This window comes from Sunxiuqinia rutila (genome assembly GCF_050589705.1).
Taxonomy (GTDB): domain Bacteria; phylum Bacteroidota; class Bacteroidia; order Bacteroidales; family Prolixibacteraceae; genus Sunxiuqinia; species Sunxiuqinia rutila.
Genome location: NZ_JBNGOT010000010.1, coordinates 108,223 through 126,224, shown reverse-complemented (window position 1 = coordinate 126,224; position 18,002 = coordinate 108,223). Strand labels below are relative to the sequence as shown.

At 43.6% G+C, this 18,002-nt stretch carries 16 protein-coding genes and 1 tRNA gene; 7 read left to right on the top strand and 10 right to left on the bottom strand.

Going from position 1 to position 18,002, the window contains the following annotated elements:
• Positions 1–151: 151 nt before the first annotated feature.
• The gene (locus ACRD6K_RS14110) at positions 152–2,407 is read right to left on the bottom strand and encodes a nitric-oxide reductase large subunit (protein WP_430973746.1); all 2,256 of its coding nucleotides are present in this window, start codon (positions 2,405–2,407) and stop codon (positions 152–154) included.
• Between the two features lie 132 nt (positions 2,408–2,539).
• On the opposite strand from ACRD6K_RS14110, the gene ric reads away from it, so the two are divergent.
• Positions 2,540–3,265: an iron-sulfur cluster repair di-iron protein gene (ric, locus tag ACRD6K_RS14105; protein ID WP_430973745.1), complete on the top strand. Its 726-nt coding sequence runs from the start codon at positions 2,540–2,542 to the stop codon at positions 3,263–3,265.
• Positions 3,266–3,287: 22 nt separating this feature from the next.
• Positions 3,288–3,728 (top strand): RrF2 family transcriptional regulator, encoded by a 441-nt coding sequence (locus tag ACRD6K_RS14100; protein ID WP_430973744.1) that lies wholly within the window; start codon positions 3,288–3,290, stop codon positions 3,726–3,728.
• A gap of 66 nt (positions 3,729–3,794) precedes the next feature.
• Here the strand turns inward: ACRD6K_RS14100 and ACRD6K_RS14095 are convergent, their stop codons facing one another.
• Complete coding sequence (locus tag ACRD6K_RS14095) at positions 3,795–4,088, bottom strand: hypothetical protein (protein WP_430973743.1); 294 nt, start codon at positions 4,086–4,088, stop codon at positions 3,795–3,797.
• Between the two features lie 154 nt (positions 4,089–4,242).
• Here ACRD6K_RS14095 and ACRD6K_RS14090 point away from each other — a divergent pair, with 154 nt between their 5' ends.
• Positions 4,243–5,157: an ArdC family protein gene (locus ACRD6K_RS14090; protein WP_430973742.1), complete on the top strand. Its 915-nt coding sequence runs from the start codon at positions 4,243–4,245 to the stop codon at positions 5,155–5,157.
• Positions 5,158–5,195: 38 nt separating this feature from the next.
• Here the strand turns inward: ACRD6K_RS14090 and ACRD6K_RS14085 are convergent, their stop codons facing one another.
• The 6 genes from ACRD6K_RS14085 to ACRD6K_RS14060 form a co-directional block, all read right to left on the bottom strand.
• The gene (locus ACRD6K_RS14085; protein ID WP_430973741.1) at positions 5,196–6,425 is read right to left on the bottom strand and encodes a site-specific integrase; all 1,230 of its coding nucleotides are present in this window, start codon (positions 6,423–6,425) and stop codon (positions 5,196–5,198) included.
• Between the two features lie 286 nt (positions 6,426–6,711).
• A tRNA-Leu gene (locus tag ACRD6K_RS14080) sits at positions 6,712–6,795 on the bottom strand.
• A 108-nt stretch (positions 6,796–6,903) separates the two neighbouring features.
• Positions 6,904–7,242 (bottom strand): hypothetical protein, encoded by a 339-nt coding sequence (locus ACRD6K_RS14075; RefSeq protein ID WP_430973740.1) that lies wholly within the window; start codon positions 7,240–7,242, stop codon positions 6,904–6,906.
• A gap of 247 nt (positions 7,243–7,489) precedes the next feature.
• Positions 7,490–8,764 carry an L-rhamnose isomerase gene (locus ACRD6K_RS14070; protein ID WP_430973739.1) on the bottom strand — a complete coding sequence of 425 codons (1,275 nt, stop codon included), beginning with the start codon at positions 8,762–8,764 and terminating at the stop codon, positions 7,490–7,492.
• Positions 8,765–8,829: 65 nt separating this feature from the next.
• The gene (gene rhaM / locus ACRD6K_RS14065) at positions 8,830–9,144 is read right to left on the bottom strand and encodes an L-rhamnose mutarotase (RefSeq protein WP_299578048.1); all 315 of its coding nucleotides are present in this window, start codon (positions 9,142–9,144) and stop codon (positions 8,830–8,832) included.
• A 12-nt stretch (positions 9,145–9,156) separates the two neighbouring features.
• Positions 9,157–10,257, bottom strand: coding sequence for an L-rhamnose/proton symporter RhaT (locus ACRD6K_RS14060; RefSeq protein WP_299578049.1), 1,101 nt, complete (start codon positions 10,255–10,257; stop codon positions 9,157–9,159).
• Positions 10,258–10,403: 146 nt separating this feature from the next.
• Between ACRD6K_RS14060 and ACRD6K_RS14055 the strand changes: the two genes are divergently transcribed.
• The 3 genes from ACRD6K_RS14055 (at position 10,404) to rlmF (ending at position 12,924) form a co-directional block, all read left to right on the top strand.
• On the top strand, positions 10,404–11,267 hold the full coding sequence (locus tag ACRD6K_RS14055) for a helix-turn-helix domain-containing protein (protein WP_430973738.1): 864 nt from the start codon (positions 10,404–10,406) through the stop codon (positions 11,265–11,267).
• Positions 11,268–11,302: 35 nt separating this feature from the next.
• Complete coding sequence (locus tag ACRD6K_RS14050) at positions 11,303–11,761, top strand: ribose-5-phosphate isomerase (protein WP_430973737.1); 459 nt, start codon at positions 11,303–11,305, stop codon at positions 11,759–11,761.
• A 197-nt stretch (positions 11,762–11,958) separates the two neighbouring features.
• Complete coding sequence (gene rlmF, locus ACRD6K_RS14045; protein ID WP_430973736.1) at positions 11,959–12,924, top strand: 23S rRNA (adenine(1618)-N(6))-methyltransferase RlmF; 966 nt, start codon at positions 11,959–11,961, stop codon at positions 12,922–12,924.
• Positions 12,925–13,031: 107 nt separating this feature from the next.
• Here the strand turns inward: rlmF and ACRD6K_RS14040 are convergent, their stop codons facing one another.
• Both ACRD6K_RS14040 and ACRD6K_RS14035 read right to left on the bottom strand, forming a co-directional pair.
• Positions 13,032–13,616, bottom strand: a complete 585-nt coding sequence (locus tag ACRD6K_RS14040; protein WP_430973735.1) for a PhnA domain-containing protein — start codon at positions 13,614–13,616, stop codon at positions 13,032–13,034.
• A gap of 245 nt (positions 13,617–13,861) precedes the next feature.
• Entirely contained in the window at positions 13,862–17,119 is a 3,258-nt protein-coding gene (locus tag ACRD6K_RS14035; RefSeq protein WP_430973734.1) for a S41 family peptidase, read from the bottom strand.
• Positions 17,120–17,375: 256 nt separating this feature from the next.
• Here ACRD6K_RS14035 and ACRD6K_RS14030 point away from each other — a divergent pair, with 256 nt between their 5' ends.
• Complete coding sequence (locus ACRD6K_RS14030; protein ID WP_299578055.1) at positions 17,376–17,984, top strand: histidine phosphatase family protein; 609 nt, start codon at positions 17,376–17,378, stop codon at positions 17,982–17,984.
• Positions 17,985–18,002: the final 18 nt, after the last annotated feature.

The following is an 18,002-nucleotide window of genomic DNA, read 5'->3' as shown; positions in this document are numbered from 1 at the left end:
ACAGCTTCCTATAGGAACACGCGCTGCGCCTCCCGCTCCGAAAGCCCGACGCTTTACAGCCCTCAATCAATCCTATGCATTCTCAGTAAAAATAAAAGCCACCCCAACAAGGGCGGCTTTTAAGCGAAAAATCAACAATAACGACTAATAATCAGGCTTGCGTTGTATCTTTCTCAAATGACCAGCCAAAGGCCAGGCCAAACACATGATAAACCAAAACAAATACCCCGGCAGCAAAAATCGTATCTCCAATCACCCGTAACCATTTCAGTGTGGCCATAAAGGGCTGCTGCATAAACTCGGCCGAACGGGCATACCACAAACCAAACTTAACACTGGCCCAGGTTTGTGCCAATCCAACCGGCAGAACACTAATCAACACCATCAGCAAAAGGCCAATGTTAATAGCCCAAAAAGCAAACTTAATTGGCTTCTCTTTCCATTCGCTTTTCAGATTCATATCTCGCAACACAAACAACATCAAGCCAATTCCAAGAAAGCCATAAACCCCGAATAAAGCAGTATGACCATGAACCGGAGTGGTATTCAAGCCTTGCATGTAGTAAAGAGCAATGGGGGGATTGATCAAAAATCCAAAGATTCCGGCTCCCAGAAAATTCCAGAATGCAACAGCAATAAAACAATAGATCGGCCACTTGTAAGCTTTCACCCACTCACCCGAACGACTCAAAGTCAGGTTATGGTAGGCTTCGAAGCCCATTAAAACCAGCGGGACAACTTCAAGCGCGCTGAATGTAGCCCCCAAGGCCAGCACCGCCGTGGGCGTTCCTGTAAAATATAAGTGATGGAAAGTTCCCAAAATACCTCCACTCAGAAAAATGATGGTGGAAAACAAAACCGTAGTGGTGGCTATCTTCGAACCAATCAGCTGCATCCGTACAAACAGGTAAGCAATAATCACCGTTGCAAATACTTCGAAGAATCCTTCCACCCAAAGGTGAACCACCCACCAGCGCCAATATTCGGCAATAGCCAGGTGTGTTTGTCGTCCCCACATCAGTCCGGCACCGTAAAACGAGGCAATGGCAATCGATGCAATCAGGAACATGATGAGCAGGTTGCGGTTTTCTGACCGCTCGCGTAAAGCCGGCAACAGGGCTCGTCCCATCAAAAACAACCAAATAAATAAGCCAATAAACAGAAAGATTTGCCAAAAACGTCCCAGCTCAACGTACTCATAGCCTTGGTGTCCGAACCAGAAATTCTCAACCAAACCCAGTTTCTGCATCACCCCAAGCCATTGTCCGGCCAATGATCCGACAACAATAACCAGCAATGCAAAAAACAACAAGTCAACTCCCAGTTTCTGAAATTTGGGTTCTTTACCGGCAATGGCCGGAGCAAAAAACAAGCCGGTAGCCAGCCAGGAAGTAGCAATCCAGAAAATACCAATTTGAACATGCCAGGTTCTGGATATGGAATAAGGCAACCATTGATCCAGCGGAATGCCATAAAAAGCACTGCCTTCAACCCCATAGTGAGCCGTAATAACTCCGGCAATAATCTGCACCAGCATCAGCAGAGAAACCACCCAAAAATACTTTAAGGTCGCTTTCATCGATGGAAACAATTTCATCCCACTAACCGGGTTCACTTCCGGCACGGGCTGATGTTCTTCATCACCTTTGGAAGAAGCATAGTACCACGACAACCATCCAATACCAGCCAGCAGAATAATTACACTGAAACCCGTCCACAAAATCAAAGCACTGGTCGGTCTATTGCCTACCAGTTCTTCCGGGGGCCAGTTGTTGGTGTACGATATTTCCTGTCCGGGGCGCTCCGTTACCGTAGCCCATGTCGCCCAGAAGAAGAAAGCATTCATGTGATCCATTCGCTTCTGTTCCTTAATGGTATTCTCCGGAATAGCATAAGCTTCCCGCAGAGCAGCTTCCTCAGGGCCATCCTGAAACAAACCGGAATAGTGCTTACTAACCTCCCGGATAGCCAAAGCCCGAAGTTCTGAAATAACCAGATTTCCCGTTGACTCGTCGTAGGTGTTGGTTCGCATTTCCTTTTGAACCCGAGCCTCCAGAGCCGCTTTTTGCTCTTCATTCAACAGCTCATAAGCCTTTCCAAAATCTTTTTTACCCCAATAGTTCAACAAAAACATAGCCTCCCGGTGAAGCCAGTCTGCTGTCCAGTCTGGGGCCTGGTACGCACCATGCCCCCATACCGTTCCTAACTGATGTCCACCAATTGATTGCCATACATTCTGACCATCCTTAATGTCTTGCCCACTAAAAACAGTTTTTCCGGAGCTTGTCACCACCTGATCAGGCATTGGTGGAGCCTGCCGGTAAATTTCGTAACCATAAAACAAAAGTACCGCGAAAGACAGCACCATTACTGCGGTAAATCCATACCATAACTTCTTCGTACTCATAAAATTTTAGTAGATATTAATCTCCATTGATCTTCTATTGCAAATATAAAAAGATTGCATTAGATTTGTAGATCAATGGATGTATTTGTCCACATTTTTTTGCAAAGTCTTTATCCCTAAAAATTAAACGTCATGATTAGCTTAGAAACACCCGTTGGCGAAATTGCCAAAACCCATTTTCAAACCGTTAAAGTGTTTGATGATTACCAGATTGACTTTTGCTGTGGAGGAAAAGAAAGTCTGGAAAGAGTCTGTCAAGAAAAATCGCTCAATCCTGGCGAGCTGATTAGCCGACTGGAAGAAGCCATTCAGCAACCGACCAATGCCCCTAACTTTGATTCGATGGAACTGGTCGACTTGATTCAGTACATTATTAATACCCATCATAGTTTTGTCCGGGAGACCATCCCGCTGCTTTCCCGGATGCTGGATAAAATCGAAGAAGTACATGGCGAACGCCATCCTGAGATTATTGAGGTAAATGCCCATTTCAAAGAGTCGGCAGGGCAATTGACGATGCATATGCAAAAAGAAGAAATTGTTTTGTTTCCTTTAATTGAGAAGTTAAGCCAGTTGAAGCGAGAAACCAAAACCATCACGATTTCCAACAATGCGTCGGTAAACAACCCCATCAATGCCATGATGCAGGAACATGAAAATGAAGGAGCCCGTTTCGAAGAAATAGCCCGTTTAACACAAAATTACACCATCCCACAGGATGCGTGCAATACTTATCGGGCAGCTTATGAAACCCTGCACTCTTTCGAAAAAGACCTGCACCGGCATATACACCTGGAAAACAACATTCTTTTTCCAAAGGCAGCGCTACTCGAGCAAGAAGTTGTGAAAAAGAACTAAATTTGCGTTCAAACAAAAAAACATGCTTTCAAAATCTGCAGAATATGCTATTCGTGCACTGGTTTACATCCAGATGCAAAATTGGGAAGGAAAACGTCCGGGATACCGGCAAGTAGCACGGGAGATTGATTCTCCGGAACATTTCACGGCAAAGATTCTTCAGATTATGACCCGCTTCAGTTTGATTTACAGTTTGAAAGGGCGCAATGGTGGTTTTACCTTTGATGAGCAGGATGGCCCGTTAAAACTGTATCGGGTTATTGTGGCCATTGACGGTGAAAAATCCTTTACACGCTGTAGTTTTGGATTTAAAAATTGCGATGCGACCAACAAATGTCCGTTGCACGATGAATTTTCCAAAATCAGAGACAACTTTGCGGAGATGGTAAATAATGAAACCATCCAATCGCTGGCTCAGCGCATCAAAGCCGGCGAAGCTGTTCTAACACAAAAAATCCATTAAAATAGAGTAGGAGGGAAATTAAATAGGTTTTCCTCCTTTTTTATTTCCTCTGGCTAGTACTAGTCGTTAGCGAGGCCCAGCTGTATTAAGCTTAAATTCTCTTGTAAAAGTCCTTCTAGCTTTTTTCATGATACTAAGGTATAATTTAGGGGCAATCATACCTTTACTTTCTGTCTGTTCCAATGTAGCAACTCCAGTCTGATTTGGATTGACCACTCCTTTTTTCGTTTCATTAATTCTAGGGAGATCTGTATTGAGGATTCCTGTTACACTCAAATTTCTGACAAAGTTATTAATCGCTTCCCGGAACGGTAAAGGGGAACTCGCTTTTCGTGGCTCGTTTCCTTCGGATGCGTTCATTCCGATTATTATCGGAATGACATGCACCCCATTGACCTCATCCGGTATAGCTCAATGGAGGTACGCCAAAAATTTAAGTTTAATGGCGTGCCAGAGATTTCCTTGGATACTTCAAGGGTGCCAAAATAAGTCTGCAGGGCAGCAGCATTTTCCCATGAAAACTTCATTTGATATTTATGAAATGGTTACCAACCTGATTGTTGAGCGTTTGGAAAAAGGTGTTATTCCTTGGCAAATGCCGTGGAAAGTAGAAAACGGGTTACCGCAGAATATGATTCACCGTAAAGTTTACCGTGGTTTTAATTTCTGGTTTCTTCTAACGGTTGCCAGTCAATTTGATTCCCCGTTTTTCCTCACCTTTAGGCAAGTGCAAGAACTTGGAGGTCATGTTTTGAAAGGGCAGAAAGGATTTCCTGTTGTTTTTTGGAAGATATTGGAAAAAGAAGAAAAGGATGGAAGTATTGATCAAATTCCGTTGCTGAGGTATTACACCGTTTTCAATCTGAAACAAACCGAGGGAATTGATGAAAGTAAAATTCCATCGACCGCAGCCTACGATCACGATTTTAATCCGATTGATCAGGCAGAAAAGTTAATCGAGGGCTGGTCTGGTTGTCCTGAAATCAGATTAGATCAATCTCATGCCTTTTACTCACCATCTGGAGACTATATCGGAATGCCAAATCCTCGTACTTTTTTCCAGGACGAACAATTTTATTCAGTTCTCTATCATGAGGCCATTCATGCAACAGGTCACATCAACCGGACAGGAAGGCATGTAAAACTACCTAATCATAAGTTCGGCTCTTCAGATTATAGTATTGAAGAACTTGTTGCTGAAATGGGGGCTGCTTACCTGTGCTACCTCACCGGTATTCAGAATGCCACAATCGATAACAGTGCTGCTTACATTAAAAGCTGGATCGGGAAATTAAAGGAGGATAAAAAGTTATTGCTTACAGCTTCGTCAATGGCTCAGAAAGCAGTTGATTACATCCTGGAGCATCGGACTGAACCGGACGGACTGGTAAGTTTACAAGGATTGGGAGCATTAGCGAAGGCCGAATAGCCTTCGCCTTTTTTACTTTAGAAATTACAGGAATGGCATTAATCTTTGGGAGGACTGGTCTGGACTTGATTTAATTTCGATTCTAATAATTCCATGTCCTCTGCTATTTTCTTATCCAATACTTTGGCATATATCTGGGTTGTTTTTAGCGAAGAGTGCCCCAGTAACTTCGATACGGTTTCAATTGGAACACCATTGCTGAGGGTGACGGTCGTTGCAAAAGTATGTCTGGCAATGTGCATGGTAATATTCTTATTGATATTGCAGATATCACCTAACTCTTTGAGGTAGCTGTTCATTTTCTGGTTCGTCAAAACCGGAAGGAGAATTGCTTTGCCGGATATTTTCGGATAATCTTCGTATTTCTTTAATATCTCCTTTGCTTTGGGGAGCAATGGTATCCGACACCGGTTATTTGTTTTCTTTCGGTCGATAATAATCCATTCCCTGCCATCATTTTTTTGTTGAATGTGAAAAGCACTGAGTTTGGCTATATCTGAGAATGAAAGTCCCGTATAGCAGGCGAAAACGAAAATATCACGAACAACAGCCAACCGTTCAATCTGGATTTGCTTTCCTTCAATCCTCTTCAACTCATCGCTTGACAGAATCTCGCGATGAGTTTCATCCAAGCGAACTTTAAATTTTGAATAGGGATTTTTATCGATGTAATCCAAAGAGATTGCCAGGTTTAAAACCCGTCTAAGGTGTTTGTGATAATTCCATGCTGTATTTTGGGAATTGTTGAAGTTCTTTTTGATGAAAACATCAAAGGCATTAAGGAATTTATAATCAATGGATAAAGCTGAGATGTCTGAACGTCTTAATTTCTTGGTAATAAACTCAGACAACCTTTTTCTGGACGACTTATAGTGTTTGTAGGTTTCCATTGAATAGCCCTTGTTTAGCTTTGCAAGGATGCTATCCAAATAATAATCAAAGACGTCCAAAATACCTTTGGAATCCTGAATTTTCAATAGTTTCTGCTTGATGGTAATTACATCAAACTCCTCATTAGAGGATCTGAGCTGGTTGAAAATATCTAAGATCTCGATTTTAATCCGGTCAAGGTTTTCATTCAGAATCTTTGATCCTTTGACTTTGCTATTAATCTTTTGCCTGGAAATATCCCAATGCTCCGGTAAAGCGTATAGGCCAGTTGAGAGTTCGGTTCGACTACCGCGGTATGTGTACCTTACACAGATCGATGATCGGCCATCTTCTGATTTTCTGCTTTTTCGTAATAAAAAGTTGATACTAATTTTCATGGTGCAACAATAAAAAAATCAAAAACTAAGTCCATTGGACTAATTAAAATACCTCATTTTGACTTTTTTAAAAAGCGGCAAAATGAGTCAATGTGAATCAAATAAAATGTTTTGAATCAATTTGTTGCGTGATTTGCCGCGACCAGAAGTTTTTTTGGGTGGCTTGGTCTCGATTTTGTTGCGTTTTATTTGTTTTCCGCGACCAATTTTTGATTTGGTCCCTTAAAACAAAAGCGCTTAAATCGTTGAATTTAAGCGCTTTTGTTTTAATTTGAATCTCTAAGTGTGCCCAGTAAAGGACTCGAACCTTCACGTCCAGATGGACACTAGTCCCTGAAACTAGCGCGTCTACCAATTCCGCCAACTGGGCATTTCTGTTAAGAACGTAACCGGATGTTAATCCGTGTCTCAATTGTGTGTGCAAAACTATAAAAAAATCCAGAACGACGACACTTTTATTTAAAAATATTATCGCCAATTAGAGTCTTTTATAGCTGCTATTATATTGCGTATTGATAATCAATTCGTTTTCGTCGACAATAAAAATGAACTGTTCAACCTTTGTTACGGCCGGCGAGCTCATCGGGTCCAAAGATTTTGTTCCTTGACTGATGGTTGTTTCAGGAAGCCGCTCTTCTCTGGTGAAAATATACTTGGTGTGGCCATTGTTCATTGGGATTTTTGATAGTGGAAGGTTTGAGAACTCTTCGGTGACTTTTTCTATCCGCTCACCTTTGAAATCACGATTAAGTTTGCTTTGCATGCTGCAACCTGCTGCGATAATCAATATAAATAGTATACCCAAAATTCGATTCATAGTTTCCAAGTTAACTGTTTGCTGAATGGAAATTCAAAGGTAGAAGAATTCTATTTGTTAAAATGCAAACAAGGGCTAATAAATGTGTAAAAGCATGCGGTTGGTGCAGCTCGTTTTAGCTTTTCGGGGTGGCTGCTTTGGTGCGTAGAGTGCAATGTTTGTTGAAAAAGCTGCTAAAACAAAAATGATTGCCGGCAGAATTTTCTGCCAACAACCATTTTGCATAAATCAACCAATAAGCAGACAATCAACTACTACGTTTTCTTAAAGTTTCTTTTTCATATTGTTGAATTTCAGCAATGTAATCAGCTCCGGAGGGAACCCCTTCCTGCTGGCAGTAGTAGTCCCAAACAGCAGCGAAAGGCATTGTTTTCAATTCTTCCAACATAGCCAGGCGTTCAAAGTTTTGGCCAGCCTCTTCTAGTTCAACCAGTGTTTTAGTTGGCTCCAGCATGGCAATAAGGAAGGCTTTTTGCGCGGCACGTGTACCTACCACATAAGCGCCAATCCGGTTGATTGAAGCATCGAAGAAGTCTAAGCCAACATTAACTCGGCTCATAAAGTCGTTACGAACAATTTCTGAAGCGATTAGCTGCACGTCTTCATTCAGGGTAACCACATGGTCAGAATCCCAGCGAACCGGACGTGTTACGTGGAGCAACAGTTCATCGACAAATTGTAAACAAGACGAAATTTTGTCGCCAACCACTTCTGTTGGGTGAAAGTGCCCGCTATCCAGGCAAATTAGCTTGTTATTTTTGATGGCATAGCCCAAGTAGAAATCATGCGAACCAACAGTCATTGACTCAACACCAATACCGAATACCTTGCTTTCTACGGCGTCTTTCATAAACTCTTTTGGGTATTCCTCTGCAAAAGCTTCATCGAGCGACTTGCGCAGGGTGGCACGATAACCATTACGGTCTACAGGAATATCTTTTGTTCCGTCCGGAATCCAGGTGTTATGCACGCAGGGAGTTCCCAGTTGTTTTCCCATTTCAGCCGAAATTGCCCGGCAACGTTTAACGTGTTCAACCCAAAACTTGCGGTTTTCTTCATTTTTACTCGATAGGGTAAAACCATCTTCTGCTTTTGGGTGAGAGAAACAGGTTGCATTGAAATCCAATCCTATACCGCGGGCTTTGGCCCAGTCAATCCAACTCTGGAAGTGCTTGACTTCAATTTGGTCCCGATCAACAAATTCGCCTCCAAAATCTCCGTATATCGCGTGTAGGTTTAGGCGTTGCTTGCCAGGAAGCAAGGACATGACCTTGTCCAGATCAGCCCGCATTTCTTCAATCGTACGTGCCTTTCCAGGGTAGTTGCCAGTTGTTTGAATACCGCCGCCGCCAAGCTCAGCATCGGGAGTTTCAAAACCACCTACATCGTCGGTTTGCCAGCAGTGCAGTGAAATAGCCAGTTCGCCTATTTTTTTCAGTGCAGCATCCGTATCCACACCAATGGCCGCATATTGTTCCTTGGCTAGTTCATAAGCCTTTTTAATCAACTCTGTTTTACTCATATTTATAGAAATTTAATTTTTAGATTTTTGATAAATGGATTTTGAAGCTCATTAGCTGAGCCTTCCTATTTCATATAGAAGACCTCTTTTAATGGAATGCTTACCGGTGAATTATCCGGATTGGTTTTCATGATATCGGCCATAAAAGCCCACCATTGTTGCACAATCTCCGTTTTTCCAAGATTTTGAGAGCCTTCTTTCCCGTGCGTATGCTGGAAAGCAAAAAGCGTGTTGGTTTCTTCGTCTAAAAAGATCGAATACTCACTGATACCGGAATCCTTCAGGAGCTTTTTCAGCTCGGGCCAGATTTTCTGGTGCCGCTTGATGTATTCTTCTTTTTGACCATCATTCAGATACATCTTAAATGCTAAACGACTCATGCGATTGGTGTTTTAATTTAAGAAATCACTTTTCGCAATACCCATGATGATGATGGATAACAGAATCAGACCAATTCCAAGAAAAATGGCCGACCGCGTTTTACTCGAAACGCCTGCCCATTCTTTTCGGTAAAAACCCCAGAAGTTGGCCGTAAGAATAATCGTAGACATGTGTAAAATCCATGAGCTGGCGCCGTTTCCAATTTTTGTTTCACCCATTCCGTAAAAGAAAAACTGAAGGAACCAGGTGGTACCGGCTAAGGCACAAAGCAGGTAGTTTCTGAGTAATGGCGAAGATGAATCAACAAAATCACCCCCGGTTTTATTTTTCAGAATAAGAGCCACTGACCAGATTAAATTGGTTGTTAATCCCCCCCAAAGAATAACCAAAAAGATGATGTTATTTTCGAACAGGTAAGTGCCGTCGCTAACAAAGGGAAAATTGTTGGATACAGCAATTTCACGCACGGCTTCTCCCATTTGCTTACCGGCATCGATACCAAAACTAAAGAATGCACTTAAAATACCCGAGACTCCGGCAATAATTAAGCCTTTGGTCAATTTAAACTCCGTGTTTACGCCATCTTTATGGCCCAGAAGATCCTTGTCTTTCATCAGTCCGGCTTTTCCACAAAGAACAATTCCGACCATGAGTACCAGGATTCCGAACAAAACCACCTGACCGCTTGCGGTTGACAGCATATCGGTAAAAGAATCTCCTGCAGGTAAAACTTCGGCTAAATTTCCAACATCGCGAAGAATTGGTAAACCCAGCGAACCCACGAGCGAGGTAATTCCCAATAAAACCGAATTACCCAATGACATTCCCAGGTAACGAATACCCAAACCATAGGTCAGCCCTCCGATTCCCCAAAGCACGCCGAGAATGTAAGTTGTTCTTAGGACGGAAGAGTCAGCAGCAGCTAATATTCCCTGCCATTCCGGAGTGGTTAACAAAACTGCGATGAAAGGCATGATTAGCCAGGAAAATAATCCTCCGACAATCCAGTAAACTTCCCATCGCCATTTTTTAACAAGATTATACGGCATGTACCAGCTTCCGGAGGAAGCGCCACCGAGCGAGTGAAAAATAATTCCTAAAATTGCTTGCATGTTTAGTTTGATTTAATCCTGTGAAGCCACAGGAATTTAGTAATTTTGATTTTGTTTGCTTACTAGTCCAATTTCAAAAGTAGCTTGATTAGTAGATTTGAACAATGCACAATCTGGCAGATAGTTTGCACTTTTTGACACCAATTATGAATGACTTTTTTAAATACCTGACCGCTGGTGAGGAGGATCAAAACTGGGGATTGTATTTGAGTGTGGCAGGTGCCTATCGGGCTATGCCCGAGAAGGCTTATCCGCCCATGAAGCACCCCAGTGGGTATTATTTTAGCTGGGATGGTGGCCGGATTCTGCAGGAATATCAGCTTAATTACATAACCCAGGGGAGTGGCGTGTTTGAAAGTCGGGAAGGGCGTTTGCCTATACGGGCCGGCGCTGTTTTGCTGATTAAGCCGGGAGAATGGCACCGTTATCAGCCCAGCCGAAAAAGTGGCTGGCAGGAGCACTATATTGGCTTTGAGGGGGAGCTGGCTTCCCGCTTGTTGACGCATCCGCTGTTTAACCGTAATCCGCCGGTTTTAAATGTTGGGGTGCGCGAAGATTTGATTGATACTTACTATAAGATTTTTGACCTGGTGAGTGATGAAAAACCCGGTTTCCAGCAAATTGCGTCAGGATTGATTATGAAAATGCTGGGACAACTCATTTCCATCGAAAAACAAAAAGAATTTACCGGGAAGCGTATTGAAGAGATTATTGAAGGGGCCCGCTTTAAAATAAGGGAGCAAGTTGACCAGACTTTGGATATGAAAGAACTGGCACATAATTATAACATTGGCTACTCCTATTTTCGTAAGATGTTTAAAAGCTATACGGGCATGTCGCCGCATAAGTATCATTTGGAGTTAAAAGTGATGCGTGCCAAGGAGCTTTTGCTGGTGACGGATAAAAGTGTGAAGGAAATTAGCTATGAGTTGGGTTTTCAGTCCATTCATTATTTCAGTCGCTTGTTTAAAAACAAAGTAGGGAAGAGCCCTTCCGAGTTTCGTCGTTAAGAACAAAAAGCTTTAAAAACGAATAAGTTATTATTATGAAAAAGATTGCACTGGGAACAGACCATGCCGGTTACCGTTTGAAGGAAGCTATAAAAGAATTCTTGCTGAAAGAAGGTTATGAGCTTGTGGATTTGGGAACTTTCTCAGAAGAGGCCGTTGATTATACCGATTATGTGATTCCTGCTGCTGAGGCGGTTGTCACCGGCCAGGCCGATTGTGGGGTTGTTTTTGGAGGAAGTGGTAATGGGGAGGCTATGGCCGCTAATAAGGTGAAGGGTATTCGCTGTGCGCTTTGTTGGAATGAAAAATCGGCTGTGCTTGCCAAGGAACATAACAATGCCAATGTGATTGCTTTGGGCGGGCGAATGGTTTCAGAAGAAGAGGCAATCAAATTGGTTGCAGCCTGGCTGGGAGCCAACTTCGAAAACGGCCGGCACTTGAAACGTATTCAGAAATTAGCCGACTACGAAGGCTATGCCGGTCCGCTGGTCTAGCTTGTGAATTTTGTTGCTTCCATCTTGAGTAAATATTCCACTAACGGTTGCTTTTAATTTTAGCAATTGGGCTTTGGTCGTTTTGAAAGAGTTGAGAAGCTAAAACTTCGGAATATAAAAAAGCCCAGGCAGGCAAAAAAAACCTTGTATTTAGGCTCAGCTCATTTTAAATTTGCAGCACAGAAAAGCCACGATGCATGCATGCGAAAAAGAAAATTCATCCGAACGAAAAATCTAACTTACATCCACGAAATAAAAACCGAAGCCGTTATGATTTTCAGTGGCTGGTAACTGCTTGCCCCGAATTGAAGCCTTTTGTAAGGCTGAATGATTATGGGGATGAATCCATCGATTTTGCAGAACCGAAGGCCGTAAAAACCTTAAATAAGGCTTTGCTTTTGGCTAATTATGATCTGGCGTATTGGGATATTCCTGACGGTTATCTCTGTCCGCCTATTCCCGGACGGGCAGATTATATCCATTATATGGCGGATTTGCTTGCCCGTTCAAATCAAGGTAAAATCCCCAGTGGAGGTATCATCTCCGGCCTTGATGTAGGTGTTGGAGCCAATTGTATTTACCCCATCTTGGGGACACTTGAATACGGTTGGTCGTTTGTTGGAGCAGATATAGATGCGGTGGCTCTAAAGTCAGCTGCCAACATTGTTTCAAAAAATGAGGTGCTAAGCGGGAAAATAGACTTGCGTCAGCAACCCAATTCGAAGGATATCTTTCGGGGGATTATTCGTGCCGGTGAGCGTTTTGACCTGACGATTTGCAATCCCCCGTTTCATGCTTCGGCAGCGGAGGCGCAGGCCGGAACAATTCGGAAGCTTCGTAATTTGAACAAGCAAAAAGGCGGCAAGCTCAATTTGAACTTTGGAGGTCAGAACAATGAATTGTGGTGCGAAGGGGGAGAAGCAAACTTTGTGCGCAGAATGATTCAACAAAGCCGGCAGTTTGCGAATTCCTGCTATTGGTTTTCTACTTTAATTTCCAAGAAGGAAAATCTTCCGACAGTCTATCGCGCTTTGAAGCAAGCTGAAGCCGCTGAGATAGAAACGTTGCCAATGGGACAAGGCCAAAAAAACAGCCGCATTGTAGCATGGACATTTCTGACAAAAGAAGCGAGAGCCAGCTGGAGAAACAACCGATGGAAGTGACGGCAACCTGAAAGGACTGAATAAGACAAAGGCAGCGCAATCGGAATAACCGACTATGCTGCCTTTGTTGTTATGGTGAAGTTAAAAACCGGTATCCAGCCAGGTTTCTAGTTTGTTTTCTTGGTAAACTTGGTCAGAATAACAATTTGTTGTCCGTTTACGCGACCTTCAATGTGTTCCGGATTATCGTGCACCAATGAAATTCCGCGTACAGCCGTGCCTCGTTTGGCTACAAAGCTGGTTCCTTTTACGTTCAGGTCTTTGATCAGCACAACAGTATCGCCGGCTAAAAGGGGAACTCCATTGCTGTCCATGTGTTTCGGGGCGTCATCTTGTTCTGCTCCGGTGCTTTGTCCTGTTTTGGCCCATTCCAATACGTCTTCTTCCAGGTAAAGCATGTCCAGCAGGTTTTGTGCCCAGCCTTCATTCCGAAGTTGGTTTAACATGCGCCAGGCCATGACTTGAATAGCGGGCTCCTGGCTCCACATGCAGTCGTTCAGGCAATGCCAGTGGTTGACATCCAATTGGTCTGGATTTTCAATTTGTGTCAGGCAGTGGTTGCAGACAAGAATGCTTTCATCAACCGATCCACTGGTTTTAGGGGGTACTTCATAAGCTTTCAGTTCTTGGTTTGATCCACATAATTCGCATACCGATCCGCTGCGCTCCAGTAATTTTTTCTCCAGGCTCATCTCGTAATAATTCTATGGTTATGATTTTTTGTTTTTTATGAGGGGGCAAAGGTAAGGCAGAAAGCTTAGATTGGAACACTTCAGGCCGTTTATTTTCAGAAAAGCACTTTTGATAGGTGTAAGTTTGAAGGTCAGTCCGGATTGGTTAATATTGATGTAATCGATTTATTTAGAGTGTGTTTAAGAAAATTGAAGCAAAAAAAAAGGAGGCCGTATCGGCCTCCTTCTATGCTTGTTTGATTGGACTATTTTGATTTGTCCGGTGCTTGCGGAACCGCGGGTAATGGTTTGTATTCCGTTTTAACTTTTGCTTTGATTAGCTCAATGGCTTTTTCCAGCTGAGCATCATTGCCCAGGTATTCCTGGTAAGGATCATTGTCTAAAACAATGTCCGGATCAACGCCATATCCTTCAATAATCCACTCGCTTTTTTCAGACGAGTAAGAGGCGAATTCCGGTTTGTTGAGTTCGCCACCATCGATAAACGGAAGTGAACCGCTGATACCTACAACACCACCCCAGCTGCGTGTTCCGATAACTGTTCCCAGTTTGTAATGTTTGAAAGCATAAGGGAATAAATCGCCATCAGAAGCAGAGTAACGGTCAATTAACAATACTTTAGGACCAAGAACCATCTGGCTGGGAACGGGAGTAGGATGTTTGACATTTCGGCGAACATTGGCGCGTTGTGCCACCCGCTGCAGGCGTTCAATAAGCATAGGCGAAACATTTCCGCCGCCGTTGCCACGATCATCAATAATCAGCCCTTTTTTATTCAGCTGGGGATAAAACAAGCGGGAAAATTGATTAAGCCCGGCACGCCCCATGTCCGGAACATGAATGTAACCTACTTCGCCGTTTGTGGCTTCGCTTACTTTTTTGATGTTGTCTTGTACCCAGTTGTAGTAATAAAGATTGGCTTCATCGGCAATCGGAGTTACCAGCACCTTGCGTGCATCGGTTTCTGATGGTTTGCTGTTGAGGCTGATTTCTACCTCTTTGCCGGCTTTGCCTACCAGTAAGGCGTAAATATCCTTGGTTGATTGGGTGCTTACGCCATTTACGGCAACAATGTAATCTCCTGCCTGGGCATTAACACCTACTTCGGTTAATGGCGAGCGCAATTCCTTACTCCAGTTCGCTCCCTCCAAAATTTCATCAATCTTGAAATAGCCTGAAGCATCGGCACTGATTTTGGCACCAAGAAGTCCGGTTTGAATACGGGCTGGCTCGGGGCGTTCGCCGCTCTGCACGTAGGCGTGGCCAACATTCAGTTCGCCAATCAATTCGCCAATAATGTAAGTCAGGTCATCGCGATGGCGCGCATGGGGAACCAGCGGAGCATATTTGTCGTGCATGGCTTTCCAGTTCACTCCGTGCATATTTTCTACATAGAAAAAGTCACGCATTTGCCGCCAGCTTTCATCGTAAATCTGTTTCCATTCAGCCTGGTAATCTACCCAAACGTCCATGTTTGATAGGTCAATCGTTTCATCAAGTGAGACCTTAGAGGAGGGGAGGTCGATAACAGCCCATTTTCGGTCTTTGACCACCAGCATTTTTTTGTGGTTGGCAGAAATACTGAAATTGAAGTTACCCAACACCGTTTCCTTTTTCTTTTCCAGGTCGTAAAGTTTTGCATTGCGCTCATCTCCATAGTCGTAATAGTAAACTTTATTGTCCACACAATTTACATTGTAGTAGTTTGAAGCTGGAATAGGCAGCGAAACAATCCGATCCGACAACCCTTGCAAATCAATTTTTACCGCTTTATCGGTTGACTTCTGCTCGGCAGATTTGGCCACATCTTTCTTGCTGTCTTCTTTCGATGCGTCTGCAACTTTTACCGTGTCGTTTTCGGGCGCAAAGGGCGATGTGGTTTCACTGGATAAAATAGCCAGGTAGATGCGCGACATCTTGGTGTAAGCATGGTTCCATTCGGTGTGGCTGTATGTGGGATTGAAGTCGCGCGCCGAAACGAATACGATGTATTTTCCATCGCTGGAGAAGGACGGCGAGCCGGAATCGTACCAGTTGTCGGTCACTTCATGCAATGCTTTGGCTTCGGTATTGTAGACCACAATTTTTGAAAAGCGGTTATCTGTTGGGAGGCTGAAGGTGATCCATTTACTGTCGGGCGACCAGTTATAAGCCCGGATTAAACCATACTCAGCCGTATGAACCGTGGTTATTTTTTTCGAATCAATATCGACATAGCGGAGTCTTAGTTTACGATCCGACCACATGATTTTTTTGCTGTCAGGCGACCACTCGAGGCTAAATTTATAGGTGTCGGCTCCTTTGGTGAGCTGAATCGGGGCCTGGTTGCCCAGTTGATCCTGGATGTAGACTTCAAACTCACCGGATTGATCGGACAAGTAAGCGATGTATTTGCCGTTAGGCGACCAAACCGCACTGCGATCATGGGCTCCGGAGCTTTTGGTCAGGTTGTAGGTGATCCCTTTTTTGGCCGGAACACTAAATACTTCGCCGCGCGCTGAAAATGCGACACGCTCTCCGTTGGGCGAAATGTCGCCGTCAGTAATGTGTTTGGAAGCATCTTTCCATTCGTTACGGGCATATGTAAAATCGTTGTTGATGTGAACAGGAACCTTTACCGGTTGCTTGTCATTCACATTCATTTTATACAGGTAACCACCGTTCTCAAACACAATGTAATCTCCACCAATCGATGGGAATTTTACATCATATTCGGTGAAGTTGGTTACTTTTTCAACCGATTCGGTTTTGGTGTTGTACACAAAGATGTTCATGGTTCGGTCGCGGTCGGAGATAAAGAAAATCTCGTCGCCGGCCCACATGGGGAAAATATCCTGACCATCATTGTCTGTTATTTGTTTGATTGCCTTGGTTTTGAAGTCGAAAACCCAAACGTCGTCAGCCATCCCTCCTTTGTAGTATTTCCAGGTTCTGAATTCGCGAAAAACACGATTGAAGGCCAGTTGTTTGCCGTCAGGAGAGTAGCTGCAAAATCCGCCTTCGGCCAGTGGCAGTTCAGAAGATAAACCACCTTCAACAGATACCTGAAAAAGCTGTCCTTTAAAAGAATTGAAGCTTTGCTTACGCGAACGGTACACAATGTTTTTCCCATCCGGAGTCCAGCTCATCACAATGTTGTTAGGTCCCATGCGGTCCGAAACTTTATCGCGGCTCAGAGTCGCCGTGTGGGTTAGTCGCTTGGGAGTGCCTCCATTGGCAGGCATTACAAACACTTCGGTGTTCCCATCATATTGGCCGGTAAATGCCAGTTGGCTTCCATCCGGCGAAAAGCGGGCAAAAAGTTCAAAGCCAATGTCGTTGGTTAGTTTTCTTGCGGTGCCTCCATCGGCTGGCACCGAGTACAAATCGCCGGCATAGGTAAAAACAATTTGGTTGCCGGAAATTGCCGGAAAACGCAGGAGTCGGGCTTCAGCGTTTTCTGCGGAAACCGTACTGGCTCCCAGTAGAAAAACAAAGATGAACGAAAGATAAATTTTAAACATACTGAATCGTTTTAATTGATATCGATAAGGTTGTATTGGATTTCGTACCCAATAAGTATCATTTGCTCAAATGAATTACACTCAAATTTAGGGGTTTGATTTCGTTTTATTAACAAACAGATGCTTGAAAGGTTATTTCTTAGTAAAGGTAATTCCTGTATTAAGGGGCATTGAACAGAAACTTTTCATCTTTGTCTTAGTTAGTTCATATTTGTATGCAAATACTATAAATAGTCAGTTAAATAATGTCAGACTTATGGTTCAATTGATGATTATACGGCACGGAGAGACGGTTGAAAACGCAAATAATATTTGTCAGGGGCAGCAGCATGGTTGCTTGTCGGAACTGGGGATCAGGCAAGCCCGTCAATTGGGCGTTCAGCTGAAAGAAGAACCTTTGGATCTGGTTTATTCCAGCGATTTGCAGCGGACGATTGATACAGCCAATGAAATCTTAAAGTTTCACCCGGAGATGAAGTTGATTACAGACCCTCTCTTGCGCGAACGATCGCTTACCTCGTGGGAAGGCAAAGCATTTCCCAAAAACTGGAGTTGGGATTATTTACCTGAAGGAGCGGAAACCAATGAAGACATGCTGGAGCGTGCAGAACAGTTTATTGATAAAATGCTGAGGCTGCATGATGGACAGCGGGTGGCTGCCATTACTCATGGCGGCTTGATTCGGGCTTTTTGGACCGTACTTGCCAACAAGCCGGCTAGTGAGTATTTTTCGTGGGAAGTAACTAAAAATACCTCGGTCAGTCGGGTGGAGTTGTATGCCGATGGCAGGCACCGTGTGGTTGAGCTGAACAATGTCGATCACCTGGACGCAGAAACTCCGGGAACCATGCAGCACTTTTCCTGATTTTAATGGGCGTGCATT